At 65.3% G+C, this 22,473-nt stretch carries 16 protein-coding genes; 10 read left to right on the forward strand and 6 right to left on the reverse strand.

From position 1 onward, the window contains the following. The first annotated feature begins 7 nt into the window (after positions 1 to 7). A complete protein-coding gene (locus HOP58_RS10830) occupies positions 8 to 1,762 on the forward strand; it encodes a GGDEF domain-containing protein (protein WP_234254003.1) in 1,755 nt (584 codons plus the stop codon). Here HOP58_RS10830 and HOP58_RS10835 read toward each other — a convergent pair whose 3' ends face one another. Further along, entirely contained in the window at positions 1,763 to 2,464 is a 702-nt protein-coding gene (locus tag HOP58_RS10835; protein ID WP_010628532.1) for a pseudouridine synthase, read from the reverse strand. Then, positions 2,464 to 3,279: an amidohydrolase gene (locus tag HOP58_RS10840; RefSeq protein WP_010628531.1), complete on the reverse strand. Its 816-nt coding sequence runs from the start codon at positions 3,277 to 3,279 to the stop codon at positions 2,464 to 2,466. Before HOP58_RS10840 ends, HOP58_RS10835 begins: the two co-directional genes overlap by 1 nt. 203 nt (positions 3,280 to 3,482) lie before the next feature. Here HOP58_RS10840 and rarD point away from each other — a divergent pair, with 203 nt between their 5' ends. Beyond that, positions 3,483 to 4,427, forward strand: coding sequence for an EamA family transporter RarD (rarD, locus tag HOP58_RS10845; protein WP_010628530.1), 945 nt, complete (start codon positions 3,483 to 3,485; stop codon positions 4,425 to 4,427). Positions 4,428 to 4,431: 4 nt separating this feature from the next. After that, complete coding sequence (locus tag HOP58_RS10850; RefSeq protein ID WP_234260275.1) at positions 4,432 to 5,577, forward strand: FAD-dependent oxidoreductase; 1,146 nt, start codon at positions 4,432 to 4,434, stop codon at positions 5,575 to 5,577. Positions 5,578 to 5,606: 29 nt separating this feature from the next. Here HOP58_RS10850 and HOP58_RS10855 read toward each other — a convergent pair whose 3' ends face one another. Continuing rightward, positions 5,607 to 7,058, reverse strand: a complete 1,452-nt coding sequence (locus tag HOP58_RS10855) for a methyl-accepting chemotaxis protein (RefSeq protein ID WP_234260276.1) — start codon at positions 7,056 to 7,058, stop codon at positions 5,607 to 5,609. Positions 7,059 to 7,390: 332 nt separating this feature from the next. Further along, positions 7,391 to 8,665, reverse strand: coding sequence for an aminotransferase class I/II-fold pyridoxal phosphate-dependent enzyme (locus HOP58_RS10860; protein WP_234260277.1), 1,275 nt, complete (start codon positions 8,663 to 8,665; stop codon positions 7,391 to 7,393). A 278-nt stretch (positions 8,666 to 8,943) separates the two neighbouring features. Between HOP58_RS10860 and sulP the strand changes: the two genes are divergently transcribed. The 4 genes from sulP (at position 8,944) to HOP58_RS10880 (ending at position 15,673) form a co-directional block, all read left to right on the forward strand. Further along, positions 8,944 to 10,656 (forward strand): sulfate permease, encoded by a 1,713-nt coding sequence (gene sulP / locus HOP58_RS10865; RefSeq protein ID WP_010628526.1) that lies wholly within the window; start codon positions 8,944 to 8,946, stop codon positions 10,654 to 10,656. Positions 10,657 to 10,922: 266 nt separating this feature from the next. Continuing rightward, positions 10,923 to 12,083 (forward strand): TAXI family TRAP transporter solute-binding subunit, encoded by a 1,161-nt coding sequence (locus tag HOP58_RS10870; protein ID WP_234260278.1) that lies wholly within the window; start codon positions 10,923 to 10,925, stop codon positions 12,081 to 12,083. Positions 12,084 to 12,147: 64 nt separating this feature from the next. Further along, positions 12,148 to 14,172 (forward strand): TRAP transporter fused permease subunit, encoded by a 2,025-nt coding sequence (locus tag HOP58_RS10875; RefSeq protein WP_234260279.1) that lies wholly within the window; start codon positions 12,148 to 12,150, stop codon positions 14,170 to 14,172. A gap of 73 nt (positions 14,173 to 14,245) precedes the next feature. Further along, a complete protein-coding gene (locus HOP58_RS10880) occupies positions 14,246 to 15,673 on the forward strand; it encodes an enoyl-CoA hydratase/isomerase family protein (protein ID WP_234260280.1) in 1,428 nt (475 codons plus the stop codon). Between the two features lie 94 nt (positions 15,674 to 15,767). Here HOP58_RS10880 and HOP58_RS10885 read toward each other — a convergent pair whose 3' ends face one another. After that, positions 15,768 to 17,363, reverse strand: coding sequence for a class I adenylate-forming enzyme family protein (locus HOP58_RS10885; protein ID WP_234260281.1), 1,596 nt, complete (start codon positions 17,361 to 17,363; stop codon positions 15,768 to 15,770). Beyond that, on the reverse strand, positions 17,363 to 18,514 hold the full coding sequence (locus HOP58_RS10890; protein ID WP_234260282.1) for an acyl-CoA dehydrogenase family protein: 1,152 nt from the start codon (positions 18,512 to 18,514) through the stop codon (positions 17,363 to 17,365). The genes HOP58_RS10885 and HOP58_RS10890 overlap by 1 nt, the downstream gene beginning before the upstream one ends. 213 nt (positions 18,515 to 18,727) lie before the next feature. Here HOP58_RS10890 and HOP58_RS10895 point away from each other — a divergent pair, with 213 nt between their 5' ends. From HOP58_RS10895 to HOP58_RS10905, 3 genes are all read left to right on the forward strand, one after another. Next, on the forward strand, positions 18,728 to 20,245 hold the full coding sequence (locus tag HOP58_RS10895; protein WP_234260283.1) for a 3-hydroxyacyl-CoA dehydrogenase: 1,518 nt from the start codon (positions 18,728 to 18,730) through the stop codon (positions 20,243 to 20,245). Positions 20,246 to 20,262: 17 nt separating this feature from the next. Beyond that, positions 20,263 to 21,471 carry a 3-oxoadipyl-CoA thiolase gene (locus HOP58_RS10900; protein WP_234260284.1) on the forward strand — a complete coding sequence of 403 codons (1,209 nt, stop codon included), beginning with the start codon at positions 20,263 to 20,265 and terminating at the stop codon, positions 21,469 to 21,471. Between the two features lie 91 nt (positions 21,472 to 21,562). Continuing rightward, positions 21,563 to 22,372 (forward strand): IclR family transcriptional regulator, encoded by an 810-nt coding sequence (locus HOP58_RS10905; RefSeq protein WP_010628518.1) that lies wholly within the window; start codon positions 21,563 to 21,565, stop codon positions 22,370 to 22,372. Positions 22,373 to 22,473: the final 101 nt, after the last annotated feature.

Raw genomic sequence — 22,473 nt, forward strand, 5'->3', positions numbered from 1 at the left:
GTCACTCATGCGCCGCCTTGCCCCGCTACTGTGGCCCTGCCTAACGTTGTCACTGGTGCTGCTTCTGTGGCCAGCCATTGCCTCGGCATCGGCGCTGGATCTCGACGAGGGCTGGGAGTATCGCTGGGGAGACTCACCTTATCTGGCAGACGGCACGCCAGCGTGGCTGGTCGAAACCTCATCGGAGGGCGCCTGGCACAGCATCGACTTCCCTTCCAACCCGCCGGGACGAGATGGTCAACGGCACGCCTGGTTCAGGATCAGCCTGCCGGCAGGCGAATGGCGCGATCCGGTGCTGTACGTCTACAGCATCGATCTCATTGCCCAGGCCTTCCTGGACGACGTATTGATCTACCAGCATGGCAGCTTCGACGAGCGCGGCGAGGGGCCGTTCGTGGGCTGGCCGTGGCACATGATCAGCCTTCCGGAAGATTTCGCCGGCCGCCAGCTTTCCTTCCGGATCTATTCCAACTACACCGATATCGGCCTGTGGGGCGAAGTTCGTCTGATGGATCGCCCCGACCTGTTCGCCATGATACTCCAGCGCTCGGCGACCGATCTGGCCGTCAGCGCTTTCTGCCTGCTGCTTGCTCTGCTCGCCGCCGGCTTCGCCCTGGTGCAGCAGCGACGCCGAAACTACCTGGGCATTGCGCTGTTCTCCTTCGCCTCCGGCATCATGATCCTGGCCGAAACCCAGGCCAGCCAGTTCCTGCTGGCCAAACCGCTGGCGTGGGACTATATGGCTGCGGGTGGCTACTATGCCCTGCCGGTGGGAATCGGGCTGCTACTGGAAACCTGGTTTACCGGGCGGCACAAACGCTGGATTCGCTACCTTTGGCAATTCCACCTGACTTACTGGTTGCTGGCTATCGGCCTGGCCCTTGCTGGCATCGTCAATCTGTCCAGCACCTTTCCTGTGTTCGACGCCCTGCTGGCAATCAGCCTGCCGCTGCTGTTCGCCCTGCTCATCGGCAGTCTCAAGCGGCTTGATGGGGAGCAGCGCCTGATCATCGCCGCCTACGGCGTGTTCGGCCTGTTGCTCCTGCTGGACATGTCGGTCGCTCATGGCCTGCTGGCCTGGCAGCGCATTCCGGTCAGCCTGGGTGCGCTCCTGTTCAGCCTCGTCATCGTGGCCATTTCGCTGCGCCACTACGCCCGTACCCAGCGCGAACTGGTCGTACTCAACCAACGGCTGGAAAAGGAGGTGGCGGAGCGCACCAAGGAGCTGCAGCAACTGGTCGAACGCTTCCGCATCTTCTCTTACCAGGACCCTCTGACCGGGCTCAAGAACCGCCGCTACTTCAATGAGATCTTTGCCCGCGAGGCCGCCATTGCCAAACGCGGCGCGCCCCTGACCTTGGCCATGCTCGATATCGACCATTTCAAGCTCTTCAACGACCTGCACGGTCATGAAGCCGGGGATTGCGTGCTGATTACCACGGCACGGCTGATCGGTGAGCATTTCCGCGAGGCGGATGTCGTCTGCCGCCTTGGCGGTGAGGAGTTCGTCATTCTCATGCCCTCGACGTCCGAAGGACAGGCCAGAGAGGCCATCGAGCGCCTGCTCGATACGGTCCGCAGGCACCGTTTCGAGCATGGCGACAGCGCTCTCGGCAGCGTCGGTCTGTCCTGCGGGATCGCCAGCTATCCGACCCATACCGACGATCCCTGCGCCCTGCTCCAACTGGCTGATACGGCCCTCTATCATGCCAAACGCAGCGGACGCGATCGCTGCGAGACGTATGCATCCGCCATCACTTGATCAGTCGAAGGATTCCACTTCGTCAGCAGTCAGTTCGCGCCACTCTCCCTGGCCTAGCGAGCCCAACGTCAGCGCCCCAACGCTCTCCCGGTGCAGTGCGGTGACGTGATTCCCGATGGCAGCGAACATGCGCTTGACCTGATGGTAGCGCCCTTCGTACAGCGTCAGCTCGGCTTCATGGTCGCTGCGCATGACGAGATCCGCCGGTAGTGTCGGCTTCTCCTCCCCATCGAGCAGAAGACCTTCCTCGAAGCGCGCGATGGCTACCTTTAGCCCATCCCCCACCAGCGGTTCGGCCAGGGTGGCACGATACACCTTGGCGCAGCGCCGTCGCGGCGATGTGACACGATGCGCCCACTGACCATCGTCCGTCAGCAGCACGAGTCCGGTCGTGTCGACGTCGAGTCGCCCTACCGTCTGCAGTCGTTCGGCCTTGGGCAGCTCGATCAGATCCACAGCGCGTGGATAGAGCCCGCGCCGCGCGCTGCACTCCACGTCGGTGGGCTTGTGCAACATCACATAGCGCAATCCAACCAGCGCAAGGGGCTTGCCGTCCCACTCCACCCTGTCATCCTCGCCCACCTTCGTCGCGGCCTGCTTTACCACGGCGCCGTTCAGGGTGACTTCACCACGGTGCAGCGCCTTCTTGGCCAGGCTTCGAGTCAGCTCGGTAGTTTCCGCGAGAAATCGATCCAGACGCATCAGAACCCGACCCCATCGGCCAGCGTGAAGTGGTCGGCATCGCGCCAGGCGGGAAACTTCTCGCGGAAGGCCTCGAGATCGGCATGCGAGAGCGTGGCGGTCTTGATGAAGGTGGTGCCGTGAGGCTCATCGATGAGCGCCTCGCCCTTGAAGTCCACCAGCATCGAGTCGCCGGCGTACTGCATGCCGTTGGCATCCTCGCCGACCCGGTTGACCCCGATGACCGGACACAGATTCTCGATGGCGCGGGCCTGCAGCAGGATTCGCCACGGGTGCCGCCGTGGCGCCGGCCAGTTGGCCACGCACAGCAGCGCATCGTATTCGAAATGCTCGCCGGGCTCGGGGCTCTGACGCAGCCACACCGGGAAGCGCAGGTCGTAGCAGACGCTGAGCAGGATGCGAAACCCCTTGAGCGTGACGATGACCCTGTCGTGCCCCATGGAGTACCGCTCATGCTCGCCGGCCATGCGGAACAGATGCCGTTTGTCGTAGGTGACAAGACTGCCGTCCGGCCGTGCCCAAACCAGGCGGTTGTAGTACTGGCCGTCCTCGACGATCGCCACGCTGCCGGTGACGACGCAGTTGCGCTTGCGGGCCTGCTCGCTCAACCAAGCCACGGCGCGACTTTCGGCCATGGATTCGGCCATTTCCCGGGAGTTCATGGTGAAACCGGTCGAGAACATCTCCGGCAGCACGATGAGATCGGTCTCTTCGCCGCCGAGTTCACCCAGCAGTTCGTCGAGCAGGCGGCAGTTTGCATCGGGGTCCTCCCAGCGCAGGTCGCACTGCACCAGGGTGGTACGCAAATCGCTCATGTTGGTTCCCTTGCTGTGTGTCTTGCCCAAGAATGGTTACTTGCTTTCAGCCTACCCCAGGCGTCGCCGTGCGTCAGCCCGGATGCCGTTTCGCATGCGGCTGCATAAGAGCATGGTGATCAATACCGTAGCCTGCTAAGTTTAAGCCTTTCCACGCTACAGCTTTCCAAACCACAGCTTTCCACACTACTAGAGAGTCGAAAATGTCAGTGTTGCCCCTCACGGATCGCGAAGCCGCCAGAGGTGTCGGCTTCGGCCTGCTCGCCTATGTCATGTGGGGCTGCTTTCCTCTTTTCTTCGCCCTGTTCGAGGGCGTTCCTGCTTTTGAAGTGCTGATCCATCGCATCATCTGGTCTTGCCTGTTCCTGGTCGGGCTGGTGACGCTGCTAAAGCGTTGGGGGCCGATTCGCCGGGCATTGGCGGAGCCACGCCGCCTGGGCCGGGTGCTTGGCTGCGCCGTGCTCATCGCCATCAACTGGGGACTGTACATCTATGCCGTCGAGACCCGCCAAGTGTTTCAGGCCAGTCTCGGCTACTTTCTCACGCCGCTGGTCAACGTGGCGCTGGGTCTGCTGGTACTGCGCGAGGCCATGGCGGGACTGCAGCGCATCGCGGTGCTGCTGGCGGGCACGGCCATCGTCATCCAGCTCCTGCTGCTGGGTGAGCTGCCATGGATCAGCCTGACACTGGCGTTGACATTCGGCACCTACGGCCTGCTGCGCAAGCAGGTCCCGTTGGACGGGCTGTCCGGGCTTTTCGTCGAAACCCTGCTGCTGCTCCCATTGGGGCTGATGGCCCTGGCCTGGCTCAGTACCGCCGAACTCTCTCACTTCATGGACGGGCCACGGCTCACGCTGTTGTTGATCGCCAGCGGCGTAATTACCGCCCTCCCTCTGCTGGCCTTCGCCGGCGCGGCGCGACGCCTGCGCCTCGCTACGTTGGGCTTCTTGATGTACCTGAACCCCACCATTCAGTTCTTCATCGCCCTGCTGGTGTTCCGCGAGCCTCTGTCGATGGTGCAGTTGGGCACCTTCGGGCTGATCTGGGCCAGCCTGGCCCTCTACTCATGGTCGGCCTGGAACGACAGGTCCCGCTCTCCACTCGCTCCGGCCGGCGCACCGCAGCAAAGCAAAAGCGAGAGGCTTTGACTCCATGTCGGCGCTGCGAGGAGGTGGCCGGCCGCACATCGTCCTGATCGGTGCCGGCCATGCCCACCTCTATCTGATGCGGCATCGCCGTCGGTTGGCCGCTGCAGACATGACCATCGTCGATCCTGGCGCCTTCTGGTATTCAGGCATGGCCGCCGGCGTACTCGGCGGCACGCATGCCCCCGCCGAGGTTCGCATCGATCCAGTCCGGCTTGCCCGCCGGTATGGGCTCGAAAGTATTCGCGGTCGTCTCTCGGGACTGGATCGGAGCGAGCACAAGGCTCAGCTGACGGATGGCCGCACGCTCGACTATGACCTGATTTCCCTCAATCTGGGCTCTAGCGCCCCAACGCTCACTGCCCTCTCCGAGGGCCCCAGAGTTTGGGCGGTCAAGCCCATCGCACAACTCATCGCTCTTCGCCATCAGCTGACAAGCGCCTACGAGCGGGGAGAGCACCCTGCGCTGGTGGTGGTGGGCGGAGGCGCCAGCGGCGTGGAGCTGGCCTGCAACCTGCATTCCCTAGCGGTCAGGTACGCGGCGCCCGCCGCCATTACCCTGGTTTCCAGCTCGCGCAAGCTGATTCCAACGGCGCCATCCGGTGCACGACGTTGGCTCGCAGGCTATCTGCGCCGCATCGGCGTGGAGGTGCGAGTTGGAATGCGTGCCGTCTCGCACCACCGGGGCGGCCTGCTGATTGCAGAGGAGGGCGTGACCAGGGGCCAGGACGCCATGCGCCTGCTGGAGTGCGATCACGTCATTCATGCCGGCGGCCTGGCCCCGCCGGGCGCGCTTGGCGGTCTGGGATTGACGCTTGGCAGCAGGGGCTTGGCCGTGCACGACACCCTGCAGAGCGTGGACGACCCGGACGTGTTCGCTGCCGGCGACTGTGCCGCCCTGGTGGAATACGTCTTGCCCCGGCTGGGGGTCTACGGCGTGCGTCAGGCCCCGGTACTGCTGGCGAATCTCGAGGCCCGGCTTCACGGCCGACCATTGCAGCGTTACCGACCCCAGGCCCAGGCGCTGACCATCCTCAATCTAGGGCACGACCAGGGCTTGGCCATCCGTGGCCGGCTGTGGTGGGCCGGCCGCAGCAGCCTGCTCTGGAAGCGCTGGCTGGACGAGCGTTTCATGGCCCGCCACCGTTATTGACTGACCGACCTCGGTCCGAACCGACCGCATTAGGCAACTTCCGGTTTGTAGCCTACGCGGAACCCACCCCAGTGTTTGCCTTCGACGTAGATCGGCACGGAGAGGTCGTGCATGACTTCGCCGGTATCGCGCTTGTAGGTTTGCAGCAGTAGCGTCTGTTCATGGCTACCGCAACGCTGACCCGTCGCATCCTCGTAGATGCGCCGATTGCGGCAGAACTTGAGATCGTGCTCGTAGTCGCCGGTGGGCGGTCGGCTGGACGCGACGTTATGAGTGGGAATATAGCCACGCCGATCAATGCCGATGGCGTAGGCAACGCCCAGGCGCTCGAGCAGCGGTTCTTGGATGGGCGGGAAGTGCTCATCGGTGTAATCGACGAAACCGGTTACGTACTGCTGCGGGTTGGTGCCGGGAACGGGGGTGTAGGTCGCGTGGAACAATGTATGCTCGTCGAGCTCCCCCTTCTTGATGGCGGATTCGAGCAACTTGCCAAGTTTGACTGCCGTTTCCCGGGCCGCCTCGAACACCTGCTGATGGCGTCCTTCCAGGCGCTGTTGTGCCAGCGCCGCGTCGACCCCCTCGGCACCGGCCATGAGCGCCCGGGCCTGGCTGGCCAACCCATGCATGTCGCGGTTGCCTTGCTCGGCATCTTCCTGCAGCGTGCTCAGGGTGCCGGCCACGCGCTGCGAATGCTTGTTGGTATCTTCCATCGCCACGGCGATGGAGCGAATCTCGCCCTCGACCTGATCGAAGTGCCCGGTCATCTCGGTGAGCTGCTCGCCCACCTTGCTCATCTCCTTAGCCCGCTCTCCCACCCGCTGCATCAGGTGGCCGATGGTATCGACCACTCGATGACTGCTGTCGCCGATGTCGCCCACCAGGGCCTCGACATTGCGGGTCGCGTCCGCCGTGCGGCCGGCAAGTTGACGGACCTCGCCGGCAACCACAGCGAATCCGCGACCATGCTCACCGGCCCGGGCGGCTTCGATGGAAGCATTGAGAGACAACAGATTGGTCTGCTCGGCGATCTCTTCGATCAGGGAGGTGACATGGCGCACGCTGTCGGCTTTCTGACTCAGCACGTTGAGCAGTTCCAGGGCTTCCTCGGAACGCTCGGCGAGGGCCTGCATCTCTTCGATGACCTGGCTCAGCGACTCGCGGCTGACGTGGCTGGCATCCCGCGAACGGCTGGCCAGTGTGGCCACGTTGGCGGCACTGGCAGCCACCTGCTCGATGGCCGACGTGATGGCCGCCATGCTCGATGAGGCTTCCCGGACCGTCTGCTCCTGGCGCTCGAGCCGGTGGTCCATGCGGTCGGCATGGTGGGACACTTCGGCCGAGGCGATGGCCGTGGCGCTGGCCTGGCGGATCAGGCCATGGGCCATGCGGCGCAGCGAGAGGTAGTCACGGGTAAACGGCAGCCAGGTGTGGAAATGCCCCTCGGCAAGCGTATTGGCATCAGCCCTATAGACTGCCGCCATGCCGCTCAGAGCCCATACGGCCCCTGACACCAAACCGAACCCAAGACCGGCATAGGCATGCCAACCTGAACCGTTCAAGTACACAAGGAAGAATCCACCGGCCAGTGTAGCTGCGGCCAATAGAAGCAACAGGGTCCGCATGGTGTCAGATCTCTTTGTTATTGGAGAGGTCGTTCGAGATTAACGCCATGTAAGCAGTATGCGCATCACCACTTTGGCCTGACATACCAAAGCACGACTCAAGTCGCTGACCCTGCGGCCGATGACCTGGAAATTGGACTGTGCAACGAGCCGATATGAAGCGGGCCGCCCGCGCAAGGCGGCCCGTGCCATCAGCGCTGGCTGGCAGCCAGCGCCTGCTCCAGGTCGGCGATGATATCGTCGACGTGCTCGATACCGATGGAGAGCCGCACCATGTCCGGCGTCACCCCGGCCGCGGCCATCTCCTCATCGCTCAATTGCCGATGGGTGGTCGACGCCGGGATCGACGAGCAGGTCTTGGCATCGCCAATGTTGACCAGACGCAGGATCATGCCCAGAGCGTCGTAGAAGCGTGCCCCCGCCTCGCGGCCGCCCTGAATGCCGAAGCTCAAGATACCCGAGGCCCTACCGCCCATGTAACGCTGAGCCAGCTCGTGATCCTTGTGGCCGGGCAAGCCGGCATACTGCACCCAGGTCACCGCATCGTGCGCTTCCAGATACTCGGCCACTTTGAGCGCATTGTCGCAGATACGCTCGATGCGCAGCGCAAGTGTCTCCAGCCCCTGCAGCAGGTTCCAGGCCGCCTGGGCCGAGAGCGCGGCCCCCATGTTGCGCAGCGGCACGACCCGGGCCCGGGCGATGAAGGCGGCCTCACCGACGTCGCGGGTGTAGCACACACCGTGGTAGGAGACGTCCGGCTCGTTGAGCAGCGGGAAACGCTGCGCATGCTCGGCCCAGGGAAACTTGCCTGAATCGACGATGACGCCGCCCACCGTGGTGCCGTGACCGCCGATATACTTGGTGGCCGAGTGAATCACGATGTCGGCGCCATGCTCGATGGGCCGCCACAGGAAAGGTGTCGGCACGGTGTTGTCGACGATCACCGGCACGCCGTGTCGATGGGCGACCTCGGCCAGCCTGGCCATGTCGACCACGCTGCCGGACGGGTTGCCGACACTCTCGCAGAACACCGCCTTGGTGCGCGCATCGATCAGCGACTCGATCCCGGCGATGTCGTCCTTGTCGGCAAAACGCACCTCGATTCCCTGACGCGGCAAGGTATGGGCGAACAGGTTGTAGGTGCCGCCGTAGAGTTCGCTGATGGAGACGATATTGTCGCCCGCTTCGGCTATGGTCTGGATCGCATAGGTAATCGCCGCCATGCCGGAAGCCACGGCCAGACCGGCAATGCCGCCTTCCAGTGCGGCAACCCGCTGCTCCAGCACCGCGCAGGTGGGGTTCATGATGCGCGAGTAGATGTTGCCCTCGACCTTGAGATCGAACAGGTCGGCGGCGTGCTGGGCGCTGTCGAAGGAGAACGAGGTCGTCTGATGGATCGGCACCGCCACGGCGTGCTGGTCGTCGGGAGCGTAACCGTGATGTAGGGCGATGGTTTCGGGCTTCATGGCGTGTCCTGATTGTGGGAAACGCTGCACAGATGCGCGAACGAATCACTGCGCTGCACGGCGCGCCTTGCGACCCACAGGGATGTGGGAAGTGCGTTGGTTCGTCGGGAACGAACCTAGCCGCTTCATTTCGCTCGTCGATTTGCTCAGCATTTCCTGAGTTAGTATGAGTGGTCTTGCCGAGTACGTTGTTTCACCTGATGCTAACCAAGACTCAACCCTACCACCAATATCGTTTAGTCTGGTTAGCCCCATTCCCCTGACGAACAAGAGACGGGATGCTCAGACGCTACCTGCCGATCCTGACATGGCTCCCCCACTACAACCGCCGCCTGGGCGGTGCCGATCTGCTGGCGGGCCTGATCGTCACCGTGATGGTCATACCTCAGTCGCTGGCTTATGCCGTACTGGCGGGGCTGCCGGCGGTAGTGGGCCTCTATGCCAGCCTGCTGCCGGCGCTGGCCTACGTCGTGCTGGGCACCAGCCGCACCCTGGCCGTGGGGCCGGTGGCCATCGTCGCGTTGATGACCGGCGCGGCACTGTCCGGTGTCGCCACGCCAGGCACCCCCGAGTATCTGCAGGCGGCCCTGATTCTCTCTCTTCTGTCTGGCCTCATGCTGTTGCTCATGGGGCTGCTGCGCATGGGCTTCGTGGCCAACTTCCTCAGCCATCCCGTCATCGCCGGCTTTCTCGCTGCCTCGGGCCTGCTCATCGCCGCCAGCCAGATCGGCCATCTGCTCGGCGTGAAGCTTACCGCTCGCGACCTGCTGCCACGACTGGTCGAACTCGTCCGCGGCCTGCCTGCCATTCATCTGCCGACTCTGGCCATCGGCGCAGGCAGCCTGCTGTTCCTGCTGCTGCTGCGCCAGTACGGTCGCTCCACGCTGCGCGGCCTTGGTCTCTCCCGCCCGCTGGCCGATCTGATCACCCGCTCGGGCCCCGTCTTCGCCGTGATCGTGACGACGCTCGTGACCTGGCAATTCGAACTCGATGCCATCGGGGTCGCCGTGATCGGCGACATTCCCCAGGGTTTGCCGCCGTTGAGCATACCGGGCTTCGATATCTCACTGTGGCAGGCGCTGCTGGTTCCTGCCCTGCTGATCAGCGTGGTGGGCTTCGTCGAATCGGTTTCCATGGGGCAGATGCTGGCCGCCCGACGCCGCGAGCGCATCTCGCCCAATCAGGAGCTGGTCGGGCTGGGCGGGGCCAACCTCGCCGCTGCCTTCACCTCGGGAATGCCGGTCAGCGGCGGCCTGACGCGAACGGTGATCAATTACGACGCCGGCGCCCAGACGCCGCTGGCAGGCATGTTCGCGGCCCTCGGCATCGGCGCCGTGACGCTGTTTCTCACGCCGGCCCTGGCCTACCTGCCCATCGCCACCCTGGCGGCGACGATCACGGTCTCGATCCTGACCTTGATCGACATTCCCCTGATCCGTCAGACCTGGCGCTATTCGCGCAGCGACTTCTTCGCCATGGCGGTAACCATCCTGTTGACCCTGGTGGAGGGCGTCGAGACCGGAATCATCAGCGGGGTCGCCATCTCGATCGGCCTGTTTCTCTACCGCACCAGCCGCCCTCACAGCGCCCTGGTCGGTCGTATTCCCGGCACCGAGCATTTCCGCAACGTCGAGCGTCACGAGACCGAGACCGCCAGCCACGTGGCGCTGCTGCGCATCGACGAAAGCCTCTATTTCGCCAATGCACGCTACCTGGAAGACACCGTCTACGACCTGGTGGCCACTCGCCCGGAGCTCGAGCACGTGGTACTGATCTGCTCGGCCGTCAACCTGATCGATGCCTCGGCGCTGGAGAGCCTCGATGCCATCAACGCGCGGCTCAAGGACTCCCGCGTCACCCTGCACCTGGCCGAAGTGAAAGGCCCGGTCATGGATCGCCTCAAGTGCAGCGATTTTCTCGACGACATGACGGGGCGGGTCTTCCTCAGCACGTTCGCCGCCTGGCGCGAACTCTCACGTCCCTCGCAGTAAACCAGACGCCCGGAGATCGCTCCTCCGGGCATTGAACCTTGGTCTAACACCCTCTTCTCCTGGCGCCATTCGATCGCTGCCAACTCGTTAATTCAACGGCCTTTTGGAAGTCATCCACAGGGCGGTTCCGCGTGGCGGAAGCTCGCCGGCACGCGACGCTCGCGCATTCGTTGACACCGCCCAGGCGTCTTTCTAGTATCGGTTTCAGTTTCGGAATCAAATACCGCATAGCAAAACAACAATCATCCATCCTACAGGAGTCTCCTATGCGTCAGCTGTCCCGCTCACTCGTCCTTGCGGCACTTCCGCTCTCGTTGCTCGCTGCTACGGTGGCCCAGGCCGGCGAGGTCGAACTCCCCCGCACCATGGCCTGGACCGCCTATGGCACCAACTCCAGCGGCTATGCCCAGGCCGTGGCCATCGGCAACATGCTGCAGAATCACTACGGCACCTCGGTACGCATTCTGCCCGGTGACAACGACGTCTCACGCATGACCCCGCTCAAGCAGGGGCGTGTCGATCTGTGCGCCTGCGGCATCGCCAGCTACTACGGCGCCGAAGGCGTCATGATGTTCGCCAACCGCGACTGGGGTCCCCAGCCGATCCGGGTGATCACCACCTCCACCGCCTCGTTCGGTCTCTCGCTGGCCGTTGCCGGCGACCTCGGTGTCGAGACTCCGGCCGACCTGGCCGGCAAGCGTATCGCCTACATCCGCGGTGACGACGCCTTGAACAAGGGCACCGAAGCCTATCTGGCTTTCGGCGGCCTGACCTGGGACGACGTCGAGCGCATCGACTTCCCCGGTTACGCCCGCTCCTTCGACGGCATCATCGCCGGCAACGCGGACGCCTCCTTCACCACCACCGTCACACCGCCGGCGCAGCAGCTCGCCAGTAGCCCGCGCGGCATCAGTTGGCCGGTGCTCGATCCCGACGACGCCGAGGGCTGGGAGCGCATGATGGCGGTGGCGCCCTATTTCCGCCCCCATGAGGTCACCGCCGGGGCCGGCAACGTTAGCGCCGACAACCCGGTGCCCAGCGCCAGCTACCCTTATCCGATCGTGGTGGCCAATCAGGATCTCGACGACAACGTCGCCTACGGCCTGATCAAGGCACTGCAGGACAACTACGACGACTACAAGGATGCCGCCCCCGGTGCCGTTGGGTACGCCTTCGAATACCAGGATCTGCAGTGGGTCGTGCCGTTCCACGATGCGGTAGTGGCGTACTACGAGGAGATCGGTGTCTGGACCGATGAGATGCAGGCGCATCAGGAGGCGCTGGTGGAACGCCAGGAGCTGCTGCTCGCCACCTGGAACGACTTCCTCGGCGACGCCCCCGACGACGAAGAGGAGTTCGAGACGGCCTGGATGCAGGCTCGCGCCGAAGCGCTGCGCGAGGCCGGCCTCGACCCGGTCTTCGAGTGAGCCGGGGCCTCAGCCCGATCTCGGGGCGGCCCTGCCGCCCCTTTCCCGATTCACGGACGCCGCCATGACCACACCTAACGCCCCTAACGAATCGACGCGCCAGCTGAAGGAGAAGGTCACCCACATCCGCACGCTGCCGGTCGCGCTGCGCTGGATTCCCGGCGCGGTGACCGTGGTACTGATGGCGATGACGCTGGACTACCTGTTCAATCTCGGCTGGCTGCGCTTCGTCACCGGGCTGGAAACCCAGTTCTACTATGCCGTGGTGGCACTGCTGCTACCGCTGGTCTATCTGCTGTGGCCGATCACGCCGGCGCTGCAGCAGCGTCCGATTCCCTGGTACGACTACGCGCTGAGTCTGGCCACGCTGATCGTCGGCGGCTACTTCGTCTACCACGCCGAATCGATTCTCGAACGCGGTTGGGCCTTCGCCGCGCCGGATACCGCCATCATGGCCAGCTACGCCTGGTGGCTGCTGATCGTCGAGGCGGCCCGGCGCGCCGGTGGCTGGCCCATCGCCGTGATCGTCGCCGCCTTCTCGCTCTATCCGCTGGTGGCCGACATCGTCCCTGGGCCCATCCAGGCGTTCCCCTCCACCCTGGAGGAGACCGCCATGTACCACACCATGAGCACCGAGAGCATCATGGGCGTACCGCTGCAGGCCTTCGCCGGCCTGGTGATCGGCTTTCTCGTGTTCGGCGTGGTGCTGCAGAAGAGCGGCGGCGGCAAGTTCTTCATCGACCTGGCCTTTTCCCTGCTGGGGCACGTGCGCGGCGGGCCGGCCAAGGTCTCGATCTTCTCCAGCGGTTTGATGGGATCGATGAGCGGCAGCGTGATCAGCAACGTGCTGACCACCGGCGTGCTGTCGATTCCCGCCATGCGCCGCATCGGCATGGGCCGCTCGTTCTCCGGCGGCGTGGAAGCCTGCGCCTCCACCGGCGGGGTATTGATGCCGCCGGTAATGGGCGCCACTGCCTTCGTCATGGCGATGTTCCTCGACGTGCCCTATTCCGCCGTGGCGCTGGCCGCCGTCATCCCCTCGATTCTCTATTTCCTCGGTCTGTTCATCCAGATCGACGCCTACGCCGCGCGTCACGACATCAAGGGACTGCCGGCCGTCGAGTTGCCTTCACTGGTACAGACCCTCAAGCAGGGCTGGTACTTCATCTTCGTCTTCGCCCTGCTGGTGTGGATGCTGCTGGTGATGCAGCGCGAGGCGGTGGCGCCCTTCTACGCTACCGCGCTGCTCCTGGTGCTCAATCAGTTTTCACGCCGCAACCGCTGGGGCTGGCGCGAGCTTGGCGAGGCGCTCTCCTCGGCAGCCAAGCTGTTCGCCGAGCTGATCGCCATTCTTGCCGGCGTCGGCATGCTGGTGGGCGCGCTGTCGATGACCGGCCTCTCCGGCACCATCGCCAACGACTTCATACATATCGCCGGCGGCAGCGTACCGCTGCTGTTGATCATGGGGGCACTGACCAGCTTCGTGCTGGGCATCGGCATGACGGTTACCGCGGCCTACATCTTCCTCGCCGTGGCCCTGGCCCCGGCGCTGATCCAGGGCGGCGGCCTCGACCCCATGGCGGTGCACATGTTCATCCTCTACTGGGGCATGCTCAGCTTCATCACCCCGCCGGTGGCACTCGGCGCCTTCGCCGCCGCCACCGTGGCCGGCGCGCGGCCCATGGCCACCGGGCTGCAGGCCATGCGTCTGGGCAGCGTGATCTACTTCATCCCCTTCCTGTTCGTGCTCAATCCGGCGTTGATCATGCAGGGCGAGCCGCTGCAGATCGGCCTGGTCTTCGTCCAGGCGCTGATCGGCATCGTGCTGTTCGCCTCCGCCATGCAGGGTTATCTGATCGGTGTCGGCCGACTCGGTATCGGCGCCGTGAGCGAAATCGTCTCTCGCGGCCTGGTGCTGATGGCCGGCCTGCTGTTCGCCCTGCCCGGTGGCGGCATGGTACCGCTCAGCCAGCTCGAGCTGTTCGCCTACGCCCTCGCCGCCCTGATGCCTGCCGTACTGCTGGCGCGCTGGAGCCGGCGCCAGGCACGGCCACGGGCAACGACGCTGCCCCATCCTGTCGATCGATGAGCTACCGTATGCGTTATTCACCCAACTCAACCAACCCAATTCACCCAAGCCCAGCCAATGGGAGCCACGCCCCATGACGACTCCGGTCAGCTACCAGCGCCATGCAGACATCGGCGTGATCGCCATCGACAACCCGCCGGTCAACGCCCTGGGCCAGGCCGTTCGCCAGGGCCTGATGGAGGCCGTCATCCGGGGCAGCGAGGATAGCGAGGCCCGGGTGCTGGTACTCGTCGCGCGCGGCCGTACCTTCATTGCCGGCGCCGACATTCGCGAGTTCGGCAAGCCGCCCCAGGCGCCGATTCTGCCGGAGGTGATCGCTACCTTCGAAGCCAGCGGCAAACCCATCGTTGCCGTACTGCACGGCACCGCGCTGGGAGGCGGCCTCGAGGTGGCGCTGGGCTGTCAGCTGCGCATAGCCTTGCCCGGCACCAAGGTGGGCCTGCCCGAGGTCAAGCTGGGGTTGCTGCCCGGCGCCGGCGGCACCCAGCGGCTTCCACGCCTGACCGGCGTCGAGGCGGCCCTCGATCTGATCACCAGCGGTCGCTTTGCCGGTGCCGAAGAGGCACTTGCCCTGGGCATCGTCGACGCCGTGGTGGACGCTGACGACCCGCTCGAGGTGGGCCTGGCGGTAGCGCGTGATGTTCTGGCCGGCAAACTTACGCCACGGGTCACCGGTGAGTTGCCGCCCCCCTCTGCCGATCCGGCGGCCATCGAGCGCTACCGGACCCAGCTGAAAAGCGAGGTGCCGGAGCTCTACTCCCCCTTCCGCTGCGTCGAAGCGATTGCCTTGAGCAGTGAAGGCAGTCTGGTCGATGGCCTGCGCCGCGAGCGTGAGCTGTTCTTCGCCTGCATGGATTCGCCTCAGCGTGCCGGGCTGATCCACGCCTTCTTCGCCGCACGCGCACCGCACAAGGTGCCCGACGCCGGCGAGGCAGCAGCACTGACCCGCCTCGCCCTGCTCGGTACGCACCCGCTGTTCGAGCGCCTGCGCAGCAAGGCCGAGCGAGCCGGCATCGAACTCACGGCGGCCCCGGATGCCAATACCCAGGCCTGCCTGGTCACCCCTGGCGCCGACTCGGCTTGCCCCGAGGCTTGCTTGAAGATCGCTGTGCTGACTCCCGAGGCAGCACAGGAGCTCGATACCGCGGCCGCCGATCTGGCCCTGGTCCTGGCCGATAGCAGCATGGCGGAACTGGTGGCGCTGAGAGCCAGCGCCGAGCAGCAGCAGGCCGTGGCGAATGCACTCAAGGCGCTGCGCCTGCCCGTGGTGGTCAGCTGTCAGGGCAGCCTACTGGCGTCACTGGCCAAGGCGGCAGGTGACGATGCCGCCAATCCCCGGGCGGCCATGGAGGCCGCGAGCCTGATACTGGCCGAGCGCGGCTGGGCCTATCGCGAAAGCGACATCGACCTGCTCGCCATCGAGGCGCTCGGCTACCCTCGCCACCTGGGCGGCCCCCACCGTCAGGCCAGCCAGGCCGTTGGCGGGGAGCGTGTCTCATGAACCTCGACTTCACCCCAGAGGAGCAGGCATTTCGCTGCGAACTACGGGACTTTCTGGCAGTGATAACCCATCAGCGGCGCCTGTTCGGCCTTGTTCATGCCATGCCCTCCCGACCGACCATGTCGCGCAGTCGTCCCTTGAGGATCTTGCCGCTGGCGGTGGCCGGCAGCGACTCCATCAGGATCAGACGCGTGGGCCGCTTGTAAGGCGCCAGCCGCGGGGCGATGAACTCGCGCAGCTCGGTTTCGCTGAGCGTGGCACCGGGCTCGCACTGGACGAAGGCGACCACCTCCTCGTCACCTTCCACCTGGCGCCCGACCACGGCCGACAGGGTGACGTCCGGATGTTCGTTGATCACCGCCTCCACGTCGGGGGGATAGATGTTGAAGCCGGAGCGGATGATCAACTCCTTGCTGCGACCGACGATGTAGAGCTGGCCATCCTCGTCGAGCCAGGCGATGTCACCGGTGTTGAGCCAGCCATCCTCGGTGAGGCAGGCCCGAGTGGCCGTGGGTTGTCGGAAGTAGCCTTTCATCACGTTGGGGCCGCGTACCCACAGCTCACCCGCACCGGCGTGATCGGGCTCGTCCTCGCCGCTCTCACCCAGCGGCACGAGGCGGTACTCCAGCAGCGGCAGCACCCGCCCCACGGTATTGCTGTCGAAGCGATCCTCGATGCGGGTCTGGCTAATGGTCGGGCTCGCCTCGGTGAGCCCGTAGCCGTTGTGCAGCGTGAGGCCGAACAGCGCCTGGACGCGCCCCTTGAGGTCGCCGTCGAGGGGCGAACCGCCGGCGGAGATATAGCGCAGCGCGGGGGCCACCAGCGCTCGTTCTTCGCGACGCAGAAACTCCAGCGTACGGGCGAACATCGCCGGTACGCCCTGCAGAACGGTGATGCGCTCATGCTCCAATGCCGCCAGCATGGCGGGAGCATCGAAGCGTGGCACGCTGTAGAGGCAGGCGCCGTTGTAGAGCGAACCCATGCACACCGATGACAGGCCGAACACGTGGGACATCGGCAGTACGCCGTAGACCCGTTCGCCCTGGCACAAGTGACGCATGCCCCCCGAGAGCGAGGCGATATAGAGGATGCCACCGTGGGTCAGCATCACCCCCTTGGGCGTGCCGGTGGTGCCCGAGGTGTAGATCATCGCCGCCACCTGATTGGCGCCGGCCTCGACCGGCTCCGGCTCGACTTCTGCCAGCGGTGATATTCTCAAGCGTCCCAGAGATGGGGATGCGTGGACGGCAGCGCCGTGACGTTCACCGTGGGCCTCGGCGTCCGGCGAGGCTTCGCTGGTGTAGAACACCCGTCGCGGCTGGCAGTTGTCGCGGATCGCATCGACCTCCCGGGCCGAGAGGCGCGAGTTGACGATGGCCACCCAGGCGTCTCGCTCGCTGGCTGCCAGCAGCAGCGTGACCAGCGCCCGTCCGTTCTCGCTCACGGCCATGATGCGGTCACCCGGGCGAATGCTCAGCGAGTCGAGCCAGTCGGCGGCGGCACGAATCTCACGGCCCAGCTCGGCGTAGCTCCAGCGAATCTCGCCATCGACCAGCGCCGGCTCGGCGCCCAGGCGCTCGGCGTTCTCCAGCACCCGGGTACTGATTCGCTCAGGAAGTTCGGCTACCAGCTCGCTCGCCATGCGGCCGAAGATGAGTTCGTCGGGCGCCTGGCGGGACAGCGAAGCCATCAGCTCACCTCCCGCACCATGTTGCGCGCGATCACCACCTGCTGGATCTGGGTCGTGCCCTCGTAGATGCGGAACAGTCGAACGTCGCGATAGAAACGCTCCACCGCGTATTCGGCCATGTAGCCGGCACCGCCGTGTACCTGCACCGCCCGGTCGGCCACGCGGCCCACCATCTCGGCGCAGAACAGCTTGCAACAGGAGGCCAGCGTCGAGACGTTTTCGCCGGCGTCCTTGCGTCGTGCGGCGTCGAGCACCATGGCGCGGCCGGCGTAGGCTTCGGTCTTGCTGTCGGCGAGCATCGCCTGGACCAGCTGATGCTCGGCCAGCGGCACGCCGAACTGCTTGCGTTCGATGGCGTAGTTGAGCGATTCCTCGACCAGCCGCTCGGCCACACCCACACACACCGCCGAGATGTGCAGCCGGCCGCGGTCGAGCACTTTCATGGCGGTCTTGAACCCCTTACCTTCTACACCGCCGATGATGTTCTCGGCCGGTACCCGACAGTCCTCGAAGATGATGTCGCAGGTATGGGCGCCCTTCTGACCCATCTTGTTGTCCGCCGGGCCGCGCTTCAGCCCCGGGGTGTCGCCATCGACGATGAAGGCGGTGATGCCGCCGGCGCCCTTGTTGCTCGGATCGGTACGCGCCATGACGGTGAACACATCGGCCTCGGGGCCGTTGGTGATGAAACGCTTGGTGCCGTTGAGCACGTAGTGATCGCCATCGCGGACCGCGGTGGTGCGCAGGCTGGCAGCGTCCGAGCCGGCGTCGGGCTCGGTGAGACAGAAGGAGCTGAGCAACTCGCCGGTGGCGAGGCGCGGCACGTACTTGGCCTTCTGCTCCGGGGTGCCGTCGATCAGGATGCCCTGGGCGCCGATGCCGTTGTTGGTGCCGAAGACCGAACGGAAGGCCGGTGAGGTCTTGCCGAGCTCCATCGCCACCAGCGCCTCCTCCTCCAGGGTCAGCCCCAGGCCGCCGTACTCCTCCGGGATCGACAGGCCGAACAGCCCCATCTCCTTCATCTCCTCGAGCAGCTCCGCCGGCACGGCGTCCTCCTCAGCCAGCCGAGCTTCGTTGGGGATCAGGCGCTCGCGTACGAAGCGGGAAATGGTATCGATGAGCTGATCGAGCAGTTCGGGGTCGCGAATCATGACGTGTCCTCACGCAGGAAAAGGCGGCTGATCGGGACGAGACACTCTTGAAACTGGTGAGCGTATCTGTCCTTATTTCTCTAAGCAGATTCCGCCAGGCAGAATCAAAGACCGCATTTGATTGTCAGGCAATGTGGCATAGCCTAGGATGGCAGTCAATATAACGAAATTACGTTCCGCAAAGCGGAACATAAATACCCAGAGGAGCTCTCCATGTCGAACTCAACAGCGACCCCGCCCTTCAAGACGCTGGGTATCGTCGGGACCGGTGCCATGGGCCGCGGTATCGCTCAGATCGCCGCCCAGGCCGGATTGACCGTGATGCTTCACGACCTGCGCGAAGGTGCCGTAACCGAGGCGCAGGAGTTCGTTGGCGGCATGTGGCAGCGCGCCGTAGAGAAGCAGCGCCTGAGCGAGGCCGAGCGCTGTCGCGCCAGCCTGAAGGAAGCCGCCACCCTCGGCGATCTTGCCGGGTGCGATATGGTCATCGAAGCCATCGTCGAGAAGCTCGAAGCCAAACAGGCGCTGTTCGAGCAGCTCGAGGAGATTCTCGACGACCAGGCGGTACTCGCCACCAATACCTCGTCGCTTTCAGTGACGGCGATTGCCTCCAACTGTCGTCGTCCGCAGCGCGTGATCGGCTTTCACTTCTTCAACCCGGTACCGTTGATGAAGATCGTCGAGGTGATTCCGGGGCTGCGCACCGCAAGCGACGTCACCGACCGGGTCGAAGCACTGGGCCAGGCCATGGGTCACTTCACTGCGCGTACTACCGACACCCCGGGCTTCCTGGTCAACCACGCCGGGCGTGCTTTCGGCACCGAAGCGCTGCGTATTCTCGGCGAGCGTGTCGCCGATCATGTCACCATCGACCGCATCCTGGTCGATCAGGGCGGCTTCCGCATGGGGCCCTTCGCCCTGCTCGATCTCACCGGGCTCGACGTTTCCCATGCTGTAATGGAGTCGATCTACCAGCAGTACTACGAGGAGCCGCGCTTTCGCCCCTCACCGCTCACTCGTCAGCGCCTCACGGCCGGCCTGCTCGGACGCAAGACGGGCGAAGGCTTCTACCGCTATGTGGAAGGCAAGACACAGGTGCCCGACGAGACGCCGCCGCCCCCGGCCGAACCGCGCCCGGTCTGGATCGGCGCAGAGGATGACGGGGCCCGCCGCCAGCTCACCGAACTGGTACGCGTTGCGGGTTGGTCAGTAGAGAGCGGTGAGGCGCCCTCGGCCGAGGCGCTCTGCCTGGTCGCGCCGCTGGGTGAGGATGCCACCGCCTGTGCCCTGCGATTGGGGCTGCCCGCTGGGCGCTGCGTGGCCGTGGACCTGCTGGCCGGCCTCGAACGACGCCGCAGCCTGATGACCACGCCGGCCACCCAGGCGGACTATCGCGATGCCGCGATGGCCCTGCTGGGCCACGACGGCACGCCGGTCAGCGTGCTCGACGACAGCCATGGCTTCGTGCTGCAGCGGGTGGTGGCCTGCATCGTCAACGTCGGCTGCGAGATCGCCCAGCAGGGCGTGGCCGCGCCGAACACCATCGACCGCGCCGTGGAGCTGGGGCTGGGCTATCCCCACGGGCCGCTAGCCATGGGCGACCACTACGGCAGCCGTCGGATCCTCACCATTCTCGACAACATGCTGGCCGCCACCGGCGATCCCCGCTATCGCGCCAGCCCCTGGCTGCGCCGCCGTGCGACCCTCGACATGCCGCTGACAGCCGCCTGATGCCCCAAGGAGCCACCATGCAAGACGCTTATATCTATGACGGGCTGCGTACACCTTTCGGCCGCCACGGCGGTAGCCTGGCTGCGGTGCGTCCCGACGACCTGCTGGGGCATGTGCTGAAGGCGCTGGTCGAGCGCAACGGCTTTGCAGCCGTCGCCTACGAAGAAGTGCTGGCAGGCTGCACCAACCAGGCCGGCGAGGACTCGCGCAACGTGGCCCGTCACGCGGGGCTACTGGCCGGCCTGCCGGTCGAGGTGGCGGCCCAGACGCTCAATCGCCTGTGCGGCAGCGGCCTGGCTGCGGTGATCGATGCCGCTCGGGCGACCCGACTCGGCGAGGGCGAGCTGTTCCTGGCCGGTGGCGTGGAGTCGATGTCGCGGGCGCCTTACGTGCTGGGCAAGGCGGAGTCGCCCTTCGCCCGCAACCAGCCGCTGTACGACACCGTGATCGGCTCGCGCTTCCCCAACCCCTGGCTGGCCCGCGAGTACGGCAGCCACAGCATGCCCGAGACCGCCGACAACGTGGCTCACGACCTGGGCATCGGCCGCGAGGCGAGCGATCTCTTCGCCGCCCGCTCCCAGGCGCGCTACGCCGAAGCCCTGGCCCGCGGCTTCTATGACGACGAGTTGCTGGCCGTCGAGGTGCCCCAGGGGCGCAAGCAGCCGCCACTGACAGTGAACCGCGACGAGCACCCACGCCCGGGTACCAACGTCGACAAGCTGGCCCGGCTCGGCTCACTGTTCGAAGGCGGCGTGGTCACTGCCGGCAACGCCTCCGGTCTCAACGACGGCGCCGCGGCGCTGATCGTCGGCAGTCTGACCGCCGGCGAGCGGGCGGGCATGGCTCCGCGGGCACGTATCGTGGCCAGCGCCGTGGCCGGGGTACCTCCTCGGGTGATGGGGCTGGGGCCGGTACCGGCCAGCCGCAAGGCGCTGGAACGTGCCGGCCTGACCCTCGCGCAGATGGACGTGATAGAGATCAACGAGGCCTTCGCCGTGCAGGTGCTGGGATGCGCCCAGCAGCTCGGACTCGACCCCGACGACAGCCGGCTCAATGCCAACGGCGGGGCCATTGCCATCGGTCACCCGCTGGGAGCTTCCGGGGCTCGCCTGGTCCTCACCGCCCTGCGTCAGCTCGAAGACGGCGGTGGCCGCTACGCGCTGGTCACCATGTGCATCGGCGTCGGGCAAGGCATCGCCTGCATCATCGAAAGAATGAACGGCTGATCGTCACACCGCCCCGGGCCGGCGCCTCCAACGCACCCGCCCGGAGCATTATGCGATACTCCGCCAAACGATTTCGCGACAGGGAACCGCCATGAACAAGCCCGCCCCGCTGGAAGACGACGCCCCATCGACCAAGGACCGCAACTTCGTCACTGCCCTGGCCCGCGGTCTCGAACTGCTGCGCGCCTTTGCCCCCGGTGAGGAATATCTCGGCAATGCCGAACTTTCCAGTCGTACCGGAATTCCCCGGCCCACGGTGTCGCGGCTGACCTATACGCTGACCCAGCTCGGTTATCTACGCCACAACACGCGGCTGGAGAAATACCGCCTGGGGCCCGGCATCCTGGCCCTGGGCTACCGCTTCCTGGCCAGTCAGGGCATCCGCGAGATCGCCCGCCCCTTCATGCAGCAGTTCGCCGAGGCCACCGACTGCAACGTCAGCCTGGGAGCGGCCGACAAGACCGAGATGGTGTATATCGAGAGCTGCCACGGCAGCGGCCCGCTGATCGTGCGGCTCGACGTCGGTTCGCGCTTGCCGATGGCGACCACCGCCATCGGGCGCGCCTGGCTCTGCGGTCTTTCCGAGTCCCGTCGTGAAGCGGTCATGGCAGACCTGGCCAGGGCCCACGGCGCCGACTGGCCAGCGCTGGAAAAGGGCATCAGGCGCAGCCAGGAGGACTACGCCCGCTACGGCTTCTGTCTCTCCGAAGGCGACTGGCAGTCGCAGATCAGTGCCGTTGCCACTCCTCTGGTGCTCGAGGATGGTGCCGAGGTGATGGCAATCAACTGCGGCGGAGCCGCCCATCGGCTGAGTCATTCGATCATGATCGACAACCTGGGGCCGCGGCTGAAGGAAGTGGCACGCCGCATTCTCGGCGAGCTCGAGCACGGCACCGGCTGACCCAGCGCGAACTCGCGCCAGGCAAGCCCGGGCCGCTGTCGCCCAACGGCGTATGACGATATAGTGATGGTGAAATTATCTATGGAAGCGCTGAAGAAATT

Origin of the sequence: Halomonas sp. MCCC 1A11062, from assembly GCF_021404355.1 — a bacterium.
In the GTDB taxonomy this organism is placed as follows: Bacteria; Pseudomonadota; Gammaproteobacteria; order Pseudomonadales; family Halomonadaceae; genus Halomonas; species Halomonas aerodenitrificans.

Bases quoted from the DNA above. Each gene is read 5' to 3' on its own strand.
- HOP58_RS10830 (WP_234254003.1), top strand. From the start codon at position 8: ATGCGCCGCCTTGCCCCGCTACTGTGGCCCTGCCTAACGTTGTCACTG.
- HOP58_RS10835 (WP_010628532.1), bottom strand. From the start codon at position 2,464: ATGCGTCTGGATCGATTTCTCGCGGAAACTACCGAGCTGACTCGAAGC.
- HOP58_RS10840 (WP_010628531.1), bottom strand. From the start codon at position 3,279: ATGAGCGATTTGCGTACCACCCTGGTGCAGTGCGACCTGCGCTGGGAG.
- rarD (WP_010628530.1), top strand. From the start codon at position 3,483: ATGTCAGTGTTGCCCCTCACGGATCGCGAAGCCGCCAGAGGTGTCGGC.
- HOP58_RS10850 (WP_234260275.1), top strand. From the start codon at position 4,432: ATGTCGGCGCTGCGAGGAGGTGGCCGGCCGCACATCGTCCTGATCGGT.
- HOP58_RS10855 (WP_234260276.1), bottom strand. From the start codon at position 7,058: ATGGCGGCAGTCTATAGGGCTGATGCCAATACGCTTGCCGAGGGGCAT.
- HOP58_RS10860 (WP_234260277.1), bottom strand. From the start codon at position 8,665: ATGAAGCCCGAAACCATCGCCCTACATCACGGTTACGCTCCCGACGAC.
- sulP (WP_010628526.1), top strand. From the start codon at position 8,944: ATGCTCAGACGCTACCTGCCGATCCTGACATGGCTCCCCCACTACAAC.
- HOP58_RS10870 (WP_234260278.1), top strand. From the start codon at position 10,923: ATGCGTCAGCTGTCCCGCTCACTCGTCCTTGCGGCACTTCCGCTCTCG.
- HOP58_RS10875 (WP_234260279.1), top strand. From the start codon at position 12,148: ATGACCACACCTAACGCCCCTAACGAATCGACGCGCCAGCTGAAGGAG.
- HOP58_RS10880 (WP_234260280.1), top strand. From the start codon at position 14,246: ATGACGACTCCGGTCAGCTACCAGCGCCATGCAGACATCGGCGTGATC.
- HOP58_RS10885 (WP_234260281.1), bottom strand. From the start codon at position 17,363: ATGGCTTCGCTGTCCCGCCAGGCGCCCGACGAACTCATCTTCGGCCGC.
- HOP58_RS10890 (WP_234260282.1), bottom strand. From the start codon at position 18,514: ATGATTCGCGACCCCGAACTGCTCGATCAGCTCATCGATACCATTTCC.
- HOP58_RS10895 (WP_234260283.1), top strand. From the start codon at position 18,728: ATGTCGAACTCAACAGCGACCCCGCCCTTCAAGACGCTGGGTATCGTC.
- HOP58_RS10900 (WP_234260284.1), top strand. From the start codon at position 20,263: ATGCAAGACGCTTATATCTATGACGGGCTGCGTACACCTTTCGGCCGC.
- HOP58_RS10905 (WP_010628518.1), top strand. From the start codon at position 21,563: ATGAACAAGCCCGCCCCGCTGGAAGACGACGCCCCATCGACCAAGGAC.